At 34.2% G+C, this 11921-nt stretch carries 9 protein-coding genes and 1 pseudogene; 3 read left to right on the top strand and 7 right to left on the bottom strand.

Annotated elements, in window-relative coordinates:
* Positions 1–34 precede the first annotated feature (34 nt).
* Together glnK and amtB are read left to right on the top strand one after the other, a co-directional pair.
* Positions 35–373 (top strand): P-II family nitrogen regulator, encoded by a 339-nt coding sequence (gene glnK / locus J3U24_RS01915; RefSeq protein WP_065562562.1) that lies wholly within the window; start codon positions 35–37, stop codon positions 371–373.
* A gap of 20 nt (positions 374–393) precedes the next feature.
* Positions 394–1674, top strand: coding sequence for an ammonium transporter AmtB (gene amtB / locus J3U24_RS01910; protein WP_065734595.1), 1281 nt, complete (start codon positions 394–396; stop codon positions 1672–1674).
* 82 nt (positions 1675–1756) lie between these two features.
* Here the strand turns inward: amtB and J3U24_RS01905 are convergent, their stop codons facing one another.
* The 5 genes from J3U24_RS01905 to fdhD all read right to left on the bottom strand — a co-directional run bounded on the left by J3U24_RS01905 (position 1757) and on the right by fdhD (position 7701).
* The gene (locus J3U24_RS01905) at positions 1757–2227 is read right to left on the bottom strand and encodes a hypothetical protein (RefSeq protein ID WP_065562560.1); all 471 of its coding nucleotides are present in this window, start codon (positions 2225–2227) and stop codon (positions 1757–1759) included.
* Between the two features lie 1246 nt (positions 2228–3473).
* On the bottom strand, positions 3474–4367 hold the full coding sequence (locus J3U24_RS01900) for an EamA family transporter (RefSeq protein ID WP_267337506.1): 894 nt from the start codon (positions 4365–4367) through the stop codon (positions 3474–3476).
* A gap of 179 nt (positions 4368–4546) precedes the next feature.
* Positions 4547–5773, bottom strand: coding sequence for a nucleoside permease (locus J3U24_RS01895; RefSeq protein WP_267337507.1), 1227 nt, complete (start codon positions 5771–5773; stop codon positions 4547–4549).
* A 47-nt stretch (positions 5774–5820) separates the two neighbouring features.
* Positions 5821–6639, bottom strand: coding sequence for a purine-nucleoside phosphorylase (locus J3U24_RS01890; RefSeq protein WP_065562557.1), 819 nt, complete (start codon positions 6637–6639; stop codon positions 5821–5823).
* A 252-nt stretch (positions 6640–6891) separates the two neighbouring features.
* On the bottom strand, positions 6892–7701 hold the full coding sequence (gene fdhD, locus J3U24_RS01885; RefSeq protein WP_267346963.1) for a formate dehydrogenase accessory sulfurtransferase FdhD: 810 nt from the start codon (positions 7699–7701) through the stop codon (positions 6892–6894).
* A 177-nt stretch (positions 7702–7878) separates the two neighbouring features.
* Here fdhD and J3U24_RS01880 point away from each other — a divergent pair, with 177 nt between their 5' ends.
* Positions 7879–8409, top strand: a complete 531-nt coding sequence (locus tag J3U24_RS01880; protein WP_267330203.1) for a DedA family protein — start codon at positions 7879–7881, stop codon at positions 8407–8409.
* Here J3U24_RS01880 and mscM read toward each other — a convergent pair.
* Both mscM and asd read right to left on the bottom strand, forming a co-directional pair.
* Positions 8406–11024 carry a miniconductance mechanosensitive channel MscM gene (gene mscM, locus J3U24_RS01875; protein WP_267330204.1) on the bottom strand — a complete coding sequence of 873 codons (2619 nt, stop codon included), beginning with the start codon at positions 11022–11024 and terminating at the stop codon, positions 8406–8408. The genes J3U24_RS01880 and mscM overlap by 4 nt on opposite strands.
* 7 nt (positions 11025–11031) lie before the next feature.
* A pseudogene (asd, locus tag J3U24_RS01870) lies at positions 11032–11877 on the bottom strand (archaetidylserine decarboxylase); the annotation flags it as partial.
* Positions 11878–11921 lie beyond the last annotated feature (44 nt).

Here is an 11921-nt window from a genome sequence, read left to right as displayed (position 1 = left end):
CTTTAATAAGATTAATAGTTATAAGGAGTAATGGATGAAATTTGTCACTGTAGTTATTAAGCCTTTTAAATTAGAAGAGGTTAGGGAATCACTATCCAATATAGGTGTTACTGGTTTAACTGTTACTGAAGTTAAAGGTTTTGGTCGACAAAAAGGTCACGCCGAACTGTACCGAGGCGCTGAATACAATGTTAACTTTTTACCAAAAGTAAAAATAGAGTTAGCCATTAGCGATGAATTACTTGATGAAGTCATTAACACCATTACAAAAGCTGCGTATACCGGAAAAATAGGCGATGGCAAAATATTTGTTACGCCATTAGAACACGTAGTTCGAATTCGTACCGGCGAGACTGATGAGTCAGCACTATAACTATCAATAAGGATATCATTATGTTGAAGAAAATTATTCTCTCTTTAAGTTTAGTTTTAGCCAGTCCAGTCTTTGCCGACGAAGTGGAAATTGCGGATAAAGCCGATAATGGTTTTATGATGATTTGTACTGCATTAGTGTTATTTATGTCTGTGCCTGGTATCGCATTTTTTTATGGCGGATTATTACGATCTAAAAATGTGCTATCCATGTTATCGCAAGTCTTAGTCACCTTTTCTTTAATTGCTGTATTATGGATTACTTATGGGTATTCATTAGCATTTGGTGAAGGTAACTGGTTTTTCGGCAATTTTGAGCAATTCTTATTGGTTAATGTTGGTATTACTGATATTTCAGGTTCGATTTACGAACTAATTTGGATTGCATTCCAAGGTTCATTTGCTTGTATTACTTGTTGTTTAATCTTAGGTGCGTTTGCTGAAAGAGTCCGTTTTTCAGCTGTCCTTATCTTTATGGTGTTATGGTTTACTTTTTCCTATATTCCAATGGCACATATGGTATGGGGTGGTGGTATCCTTGGTGATGAAGGTGCATTGGATTTCGCTGGCGGAACCGTTGTGCACATCAATGCAGCTGTTGCCGGTCTATTAGGTGCTTATATGCTTAAAAGCCGTATTGGCTATAACCGTGAACCATTAAAACCATTCAACCTACCTTATGTTTATTTAGGGGCCGCAATATTATATATTGGTTGGTTTGGATTCAATGCAGGATCATCAACACACGCTGACGAAATCGCTGGACTAGCCTTCATCAATACCGTAGCTGCAACAGCCGCAGCCGTACTCGCCTGGACCATTGCCGAATGGATACTACGTGGCAAACCATCATGTTTAGGCGCTGCATCGGGTGTAATAGCTGGATTAGTTGGTGTAACACCTGCTGCTGGCTTTGTTGGTGTTGGTGGAGCAATGTTAATTGGGCTTGCTTGTGGTTTTGCAGGAGTATGGGGCGTATCATCTTTAAAAAGAGTCTTAAAAGTAGATGATACTTGCGACGTATTTGGCGTTCATGGCGTGTGTGGTATTGTTGGTTGTATATTAACTGGAGTATTTACCTCCGAATCACTGGGCGGTATAGGCTTTGCCGAAGGCGTTACTATGGCTAGTCAAGTTGGCATACAATTAATGAGTGTGATTACCTGTGTAATTTGGACTGCAATTATTGCCTTCATTGCTTATAAAATCGCTGATATTACAGTTGGTTTACGTGTTTCAGAAGAATATGAACGTGAAGGGCTTGATATTAACAGTCACGGTGAAAGCGCATTTAATAGTTAATATATAAAACTATAAATAAAAAAAATCTACAGTATGTTACTACTGTAGATTTTTAGCTTATTAATTATTGTTAAGTTTTTTTCTAGTCATCCCAAAGCATAATTGCATTATCTTCGGTTAAGACTAAAGGTGGAGCAAAAAGGTACTCTTTAAATTTAGTTGGTAATAGTTGAACATTATTTAAATTAAGTTGTATTTCTGGGTAAAATTTGGCAAATTCTTTTAAACGATCACTAAGTAATTCCATAACTTTATTGGACTCTTTGGCAATTAACATCTCTTCTTTTAACATGCCAATCTGTTTTTTATGGTGTTCTGATTCAAATATTTCAGGGAAAATAAATGAAAAACCTGACTTCTTATTAGTGTCATTATGATGTTCCCTGTATTCAGAATGGTGTAGCTTTAACTCCTTGATACGTAAACCAATAATTTCGTCGATGTGATCGGTATAATCATTTAATGTTGAATCTAAATAAGCTAAAGTTTTGTGTTCAGGAATAGCATCATTACTGTGCACTAAAGTAAATAATGGCTTTTTATATGTCTTCATTCTGTAACTTCCTTTTTAATTCAGGGTAAAAATAGAACAATAAATTTGATAATAAACACTCATTGCCAAGGTATATCTGTATAACTTTATGTTTATAAATAAAAATCAATTAAGATTTTTAAAATACTGCTATTTACTACTGACTATTAAAACTTGTGGTTTTTTTACAAAAAAGACCATACGATTACTATAAGCCTATCAGACTAATTACTAGCTTATTTAAACCGGCTATTTTTTCAGTACCCTCCATAATATTTTGAAAAAACTAATTAAAAAAATACCAATTATGATCTACATATCAAAGATTAACTAAATAAACTCTATCTGGATTAAAATAAATAAGACTTCTTACAACTAAACATTTATCACTCAGTCAAGCTATTCATCTTGATAAAATATTTGTCTTAGAATATAGATTAGGGGGCATATTGATACCTCAATCCAATCATTGGTTGATATAAGTCCATTTAAGAAGTATCAAATCTTCTTGAAAATGTTTGCAATAAAAGGGATAAACTCAACTACTAATTTATCGTATATCGGACTTAAACTCTTTCGTTATTACTCTACTAGAAAATATTTTTAGAAAATAATTAACTCTTGGTGATGCAAAATATTTTTAAGATAAAAATATATTACTTTATATTGGGACGATCAATAAATTTTTAAATACCAAAAGATAATATTACTTCATTTCTACTTTATTTAACTAAATAAACTAAATAACAAAATGTATCAACCTCGGTAAAGACTTTATTTTAAAGATGTAAAAAATACCTTAAAAAACATAAACTATTTTATCAATAACATTACTGTTTTTCAGGTTATTAAATACTAGTATTTTTTTATATTTTTGTCCAGTATTTGATAAATGATATATTGTTAATTTAATTTAGCGAGATTATTTAAACATTTCATTATTTTAATGGGCAGAATAACGGTGAAAAATATTATTGGCATTCTGATTATTTTTTTTTGCTCTTTTCACTCGAGCGATTTTGAGCTCGAAATTATTACAATATACTAATTGTTATCACGTCAAATATTCTTCAGGATAAAATAATGGGGAGCAGGGTAACTTATTGTATCTCCACGATAGATAAAAACAGCCTATGCTTAACGTTATAATATTTGTGAGTAACAAAAGAATCCTGTAAAGAATCTTTAGACTATTGGTTAAAAAGTTAAGTACAAGATCTGTTTGAAGATAATTAAGTGTGGATAACCACACTTAATTTATTGAATATTATTTCTTTAAATGTTTTAGATTTGGTAAGGCGATTGCAAACAAAATAATCACTACTCCAATCCATTGATTCAAATAGACCGATTCTTTTAAATAAAAATAAGAGCAGGTTACAGCTACAGGCAGTTCTGCAGCGGATAAAATCGCACTCAGCGAAATGCCGATTTTAGGCATACCGACTGAAAATAGAAAAGGGGGTAAGACTGTGCCTAATAAGGCCAATAAAAATCCGAGTTGATAAATTTTATCGTAAATACTGAGTTCAAAGAAAAATAGTGGCGGAAAAATACAGAAAGTCACAATACAAGCACCGGTTATCATCAAGGCACTTTTCTCTAATTTTGGTAATTCATTGCCGATATTGCTACTAGTTGTAATAAAAAGCGAATACATAAGCGCTGCTAGAAAACCAAATAAACAACCTGTTAAATTTAATTCAATAGCTTGATTAAAAAGACCAGCAGCAAAACAACTACCAACAATTATGATAACGACTGTGACTAATTGAAGTGGTGAAGGTTTATTTTTAAAAATAACAAAATCAATAATGACACTAATCCATAAGTATTGCATAAGCAAAATAATCGCAATTGATGCTGGCACCAACTGTACACATTGATAATAGCAAATACCCACTAATCCGGGAAATATACCTACTGCACATACTTTCCATTTTGGGGTTGATGTTTTTTTATTTTTAATCTTTGGTTGTTTGAGCGTTTTTACAATCAGATGTATCCCCCATAATATCAACATACCTAAAAAACATTGAACACCAGTAACTTGTCCTAGGGTATAACCTGATTGATAAGCGGTTTTTACAATAGAAGAGAGAACGCCAAAACTACATGCACCTAAAAAAACTAATAAACCACCAAAAAATTTTTCTTTCATACTAAAATCTCATTACTTTTAAAACTATATTTATCGCCAATAATTGGCGCATAAAACAATCATAGCCGACAAGCTATATCTTGCGGCTTTATGTCACTATTTTTTACGGTATGGTAATACTCAAAAAAAACAGAGGATAAATAAGGGACGATGTATCCCTTATTTATATTGATAAGATGTTACTTCGCAGATTGTTTATAATTAAAGGTAAAATAAAAAACAAAACCTAAAATTAATGCGTAAGCCGCAAAAATTAACCATATTGAGTGCCAATCTTTTAATCCATCATGAGTATTGATATCAACGACAAAACCACTGATAAAAGAACCTATAATCGCACCAATACCATTAACCATCGTCATAAATAGCCCTTGGGCACTCGCACGTATATTAGAATTAACTTCTTTCTCAATAAAGATAGAGCCTGAAATATTAAAGAAGTCAAAAGCACAACCATATACAATCATTGATAACATCAATAATACAAAACCAAATGGCGTTGGATCACCATAGGCAAAAAAGCCAAATCTAAGTGTCCAAGCGATTAAGCTGATTATTATGACTTTTTTGATTCCAAATTTCTTGAGAAAAAATGGGATCGTCAAAATGAAGGCAACTTCAGCCATTTGTGACACTGATAATAATATTGCTGGATGTTGTACAATCACGCTATCTTGAAATTCTGGGATTCTACCAAAATCTTTTAAAAATGCTCCACCGAAGGTGTTGGTGATTTGTAATATAGCCCCTAATAGCATCGAAAAGAGAAAAAATATCGACATTACTGGGTTTTTCAATAATACAAACGCATCTAAGCCAAGGCGTGAAATCCATGATTGTTGTTGATTAGTGATGACTTTAATATCAGGTAAAGTCGCACTGTAGATGACCAAAATCACAGACGCACCACAAGCAATATAGAGCTGTGCATTACTAATATCGAATTTTAGTAAACTGATTGTCCACATAGCAATAATAAAGCCTATTGTCCCAAAAACACGAATTTTTGGAAAAACGGTAACAGAGTCTAAATTGCTTTTATCTAAACAGTGATAACTAATTGAATTAGATAATGCAATTGTTGGCATAAAAGCCATTGCATTGATAAGCATCAACCAATAAAGTTGAATTGGTGTTGTTGCGGTTGCCGCATAAAATAGTGCAATAGCACAAACAGTATGGCAAAGCATAAATAAGTATTTTGGTGGAATAAATTTATCCGCAATTATTCCAATAATAAACGGCATAAATAATGCCGCAAAGCCTTTAGTGCTATAAACCAGACCGACTTCTGCACCAGAGAAATGCAACGTATTGATTAAATAAATACCAAAAGTTGTCAACCAGCTTCCCCAAATAAAATATTGGAAAAACATCATTACTTGTAATCTATACTTCATGTTCATTATTTATATCCAAAATAAAGTGAACTGCTGATGTGAAATTATACAAATTAAAAACGCGCAATTGTTTTAGTTATCAATTGTAAGAAAGTTGATTTAACGCGTTCAGCTGTTTCAATCACTTCTTCATGCCCTAAAGGTTGATCTAAAATGCCACAAGCCATATTAGTTAAACATGAAATACCGATAGTTTTAATGCCAGAGTGATGAGCAATAATTGCTTCAGGAACCGTAGACATACCAACCGCATCAGCACCAAGGGTACGGATCATTCTGATTTCTGCTGGGGTTTCATAAGTTGGGCCTGTCCACCAAGCATAAACACCTTGTTGTAATGTGATATTTAGTTCCTTGGCTACTTCGCTAACCGTTGCTCTTAATTGCTTATTATAAACTTCGCTTACATCCAAAAAGCGAACCCCTAATTCAGGATTATTTGGCCCCATTAATGGATTATTAGCGGTTAAGTTAATGTGATCAGTGATTATCATTAAATCCCCTGGCTTAAAGCTAGTATTGACTGCGCCACAAGCATTGGTAATGATTAGTTTTTCAACGCCTAGCATTTTCATTACACGCACAGGGAAGGTAACTTGATCTAATGAAAAACCTTCATAATAATGAAAACGGCCTTTCATTGCGACAACAGTCTTATCACCGCATTTACCAATCACTAATTCATTTGCATGGCCAACAGCAGCAGATTTAGCAAAGTGAGGGATATTGTCATAAGGAATATGGACGGCATCTTCAAGAGTATCGGCAAAAGGACCTAAACCTGATCCAAGTATAATCCCGATTGTTGGTTTTTTGTCTGTGTGTTGTTGAATATAGTTAACTGCTTGTTGAATATCTGCTGTTTGATGCATAACACTATCCTTTCAAATTTTAGTAGATACTTAATTGATAAAACTGTGTGATCAAAATCATAAATAGAAAAAGTTCACGTAATCTATAATAAAAACAAAGTCATTTTTATTTTTAGCGTATATTATGATGGTCTTCGACCAATAAAGAAAGACGTGGGATGAGATATCTTCGTATAAAAAAGTTAATATATTGTTTTTATTATGATAATTAATATCAATTAATTTTTAATTAATTTAAATAAAAACTGCATATTATTTGAGAATACGTTCTTTATTTGAATAAATAACACCTTGAGTATCTCTAAAAAATCCAACTAATGTTAACTGACACTGTTTAGCTTGTTCAATCGCCATAGAAGTTGCTGCTGAAACGGCAAAGAGGATCTCGACTCCACAACGGGCTGTTTTTTGTACCATTTCATAACTTGCCCGACTTGAAATAAGAATTACCCCTTTTAAATTTTCATTATGTTTTCGTAGAAATGTGGCACGATAGCCTAATAGCTTATCTAAAGCGACATGCCTACCCACATCTTCAAATCCAACAATAAAATTACCGTTTAAATCTAACCATACCGCAGCATGGGTACAACCAGTTTGGCTGCCCACAGTTTGAACCTTCTTCAGATAATTAAGGGACTGTTCAAAATCAGAAAGATGAATTTTATCGTTTAAAGAAAGGGGGGGAATAAACTGGCAAACTTGCTCTATCTGTTCGGTACCACAAATTCCACAGCCACTTCTACCAGTTAAATTTCGACGTTTTTCTTTTAATTGCATAAAACGTCGTGAAGATAGCTCAATATGGACTTCAATGCCTTGTTTAGTATCGATGATCTCAATACCATAAATTTCATCAACAGACTCGATGATTTTTTCTGTTAATGAAAAGCCAATAGCAAAATAATTAAGATCTTTGGGTGTTGCCATCATTACCACGTGAGAAATACCGTTATAAATAAGCGCAACAGGTTTTTCAATTGCGACAGTATCTTCTTGCAATGGTTGTAATTGACCTTGTTTAAATTTATTCACATTACATTTTTCAATGCCTACTGTCATGGTATGTCTCATCATTATTAGCAATTTAATTCCAATTATAATAACTGAGGTTGATATCAATAAAAAGCCTGTCATTTAACTTATTACTTTTGTTAGTTTCTACCAATGATTAGTCGAACTATACTGCTTTTGTTGTGTTAAAATGAGTTATTCTAAAAAAATAGAAGCTAAAAAATTATGTCATTAAATGAGATTACGCATACTATTATGCAATTTATTGAGCATCATCAAATTTGGGCATTGCCAATTATTTTCATATTAGCGTTTGGCGAGTCATTAGCGATTATTTCATTGCTGGTACCTGCTACAGCAATTTTATTAGGTGCAGGAGCATTAGTGGGAACAGGGGTGATCTCATTTGTTCCTGTTTTGATATCGGCATCATTAGGTGCCATTGTAGGGGATTTCATTTCTTATTGGTTAGGTAAACATTATCACCAACAGGTAATCTCTTCATGGCCTTTAAATAAATACCCAAAAATGATATTTCGTGCTGAACAATTTTTCCAGCGATACGGTACTTTCGGCGTGTTTATTGGTCGATTCTTTGGACCATTGCGTGCAATCGTTCCATTAATTGCAGGAACAATGCATATGCCAGCAACAAAATTCAATATCGCCAATATTGCTTCAGCACCAATCTGGGCATTTGTTTTATTGGCACCCGGTGCATTTGGGGTGCCATGGTTAGAAACCTTGTTTGGTTAAATAGTACCAATTGTATAACTACGACGCCCACTTTTGCGACCAAGCGCTTCTAAATTGGTTTGTAAAGGTGGGAATGGCAATGTCAAATTATGTTGGCGATAAGCTTCAAGAATCAATTTTTGTATTGAGCTACGTAATTTCATACGATGCCCCATTTCAGCTGCAAAAACACGTAGCTCAAATAATTGAATACCTTCTTGAATATCCACTAAAAAGACTTGCGGTTCAGGATCGTTAAGAACAAATTCACACTCCTCTGAAACTTGTTGTAATAGCTTCATAACCAGTTCACTATCGGCATCAATCGTAGCGGGTATAGTTAACACAATACGAGTAATTGAGTCAGATAAAGACCAGTTGACCAATTGTTCAGTAATAAAAGCCTTATTTGGCATAACAATTTCTTTACGATCCCAATCAACAATCGTTATTGCACGAGTATTAATTTTGGTAATGTTACCTGTTAAATCACGAATAGTTACGGTATCGCCAATTCTCACCGGTTTTTCAAACAGAATAATTAAGCCAGAAATAAAGTTAGCAAAAATCTCTTGTAAACCAAATCCTAAACCAACACCTAATGCCGCTATTAACCACTGAATCTTAGACCAATCAATCCCGATAAATGAAAAAGCAATCATACAACCAACCATCAAAATAATATATTTTGATACGGTTGAAATGGCATATCCAGTGCCGGGTGCGAGGTCTAAATGTTGTAAAATGCCTAACTCAAGCAGCGCCGGTAAGTTTTTTACTAACTGAACAGTAATGGTCATAACCAAGATCGCGATACAGACAGCACCTAGGGTAATATGTTGTTCAATTTCGTTGCCATTAATAATGGTACTTGTTCCCCATAGCTTGATATTATTCATAAAGGCAAAAGCGGAATGAAGTTCAGACCAAAGTAAAATCATACTAATTAAAGCAATTAGCATAATAATTGACCTGACTAGTTGTAATGATTGGGCACTGATCACATCTAAGTCGATAACAGGTTCATCCATATTATCATTTAATGGGGTGAGATCTTCTTCAATTCCTTTAGCGCGCTGCATACGTTCTAATCGACGTTGTTTTGTACGTTCAAATTCAATTCGTCGTTTTTGTATCCACATCCAACGGCGTATCATAAAATAGACCACTAACAAGCCAAACCAGATAATGACCGAAGCTTCTAATCGTCCTAATAACACTTCAGCTGTCGATAAATAACCTAAACAAGCAGCAATAATGGCTAACCATGGTGCACTCAACAACACAAACCACAGAATATGACTTAATAAATTATCGCCAGATCCTTTTTTATCGATATAAAGTGGAACTCCAGCGCGATGAATAGAATTAGTCATGAATACGAGTGCAAAACAGAGAATAATGAATGCGGTACGACCGATAGTTGCTGCAAATTGACGATTGTTAAACTGATCAAAGCTCATTACAACCATTACTAAAGGGATAACCACCCAAACCGACAGTTGATAATATTTCATAGCTTGACGGACATTTTTCTTTGACCATCCAAAATGAGTAATAAATAGCCCATTTTGAGACGCAAAATGCGCGGTGATAATAAACACCCACAAAATTGGAGCAGCAGCATTAACGCCATAGCCTAGAGCAACGGCTACAGGATAATCCCAGTTAATTTGAAGAGCATAACCCAAAGCAGCCCATAAAATAGGAACCGGCAATGCCATAATTAATGACAAAACAATCACTTCCAAAGTAAGTGAATAACTATCTTGGGTGACTTTACCAACCCGAGCCGCCGATTTATTTAAGAAAGCGTTATATTTTCCTCGCATTTTGAAATGTACAAATACAAACAATAAAGATAATACTAGGAAAAACAGTGGTTTTGGCGCACTAAGCACTTCAACACCAGCATTATATAGTTGTGACAGCGTATCAATTTGAACGGTGACATAAACGACATCTCTGGCTAAATCAAGAATAAAACTTAATGAAACGGGATTGACGTCAGCAACCCAGAAAAAGTAACGGTGTGCAGCATCATTAACCTCATCGATAGCATTGGTTAGTTGCTTATTCGATATTTTTAATTTAGTTAGTTCAAGAATCGTGGTATCAGTACCCGAAATCAACGTTTTGATGAGCTCACTTTGTTCTCTTAATAAACGGCGATATTGACTAGCTGATTTTAGATTATTCAAATTACTTGGTAACGTAGGGTAACTATCTAGCCTAGCTAAGGTATTTGAATAATTGAGTTGCTGAACTTTGGCTTCTGCGATTTCAGCATCAAGGGGTTGTGATTTAGGTTTTTCAGGTAATCGTAATAATTGTTGGCGAAGGGTTTCACCTAATGCTGTTGAAAAACTTAACCATTCACCCTGTTCAGCAAGGGTTGCGAGCGTATTTTGAACATGGGAAATTTGGGTATTAATATTATTTTGTTCATTGATGATACTGGTTAAATGCGCTTTTTGATACTCCATATTCTGACGAAGATCTTCATTTTTTTCATTAAGCTTAGCAATAACTTCGGTAAGCTGATCTTCATTATCAATATTGGGTATTGATTCTTCAGCAAAAGCAAAGCAAGACAGAAGGAGTAATATTCCACCCAAAAAACCACGCATCAACATAAAGTTAGATCCTTTCAGCTAGTTTTTGACCTACACGAGTAACGTCACCAAGTTTAAGATGGCTGTCAAATTCAACAGCATTTGAAGCAAACAGCGTAATAACGGTTGAACCTAATTTAAAGCAACCCATATCTTCACCCTTCGCTAATTTAATCTGACCAGAATAAGTCCAACGTTTCATTATGCCGTCACGAGGAGGCGTAATAACGCCTTCCCAATTTAATTCAATACTTCCTACAATCGTTGCCCCAACCATAATTTGTGCCATTGGTCCAAATTCAGTTTCAAATAGACAAATTACACGTTCATTTCGAGCAAAAATATTAGGAATAGTTTCTGTTGTTGCTTTATTCACTGAAAATAGTGAGCCAGGAACATAAATCATCTCACGCAATATACCATCACAAGGCATATGAAAACGATGGTAGTTTTTAGGTGATAAGTAGGTAGTCGCAAAAGATCCATTTTTAAAAAACTTAATCATATCAGGATGACAAGCAAGCAGTGATTCTAAAGAATAAAAATGTCCTTTAGCTTGCAAAAGAAGATTATCTTGAATGTTACCAAATTGACTAATTACCCCATCTGCTGGCATTACAATACTATTTGCCGCATCATCGATTGTTCGCGCATCTTCTTTTAGCTCACGAGCGAAAAAGTCATTGAACGTTTTGTACTCTTTAGCATCAGTCAATTTAGCTTCACTTAAATCGATTTTATATAATTTACAAAAACCGATAATCATCCATGTAGTGACTTTTCCTAAACGTCTGTTAGCTAACCAACCAAATAGGGTAGTTAATAATTGTTTTGGAAGAAGATACTGAATAATTGCTTTTAACTGATTTAACATAGATAGCTCTCAAATTATTTTCGAAATAATGCATTATATCAATA

This window comes from Gilliamella sp. B2785 (assembly GCF_026537005.1).
Taxonomy (GTDB): Bacteria; Pseudomonadota; Gammaproteobacteria; order Enterobacterales; family Orbaceae; genus Gilliamella; species Gilliamella apicola_E.
The sequence above is the reverse complement of the archived record's forward strand: the minus strand, read 5'-3'. Positions and strand labels throughout refer to the sequence as shown.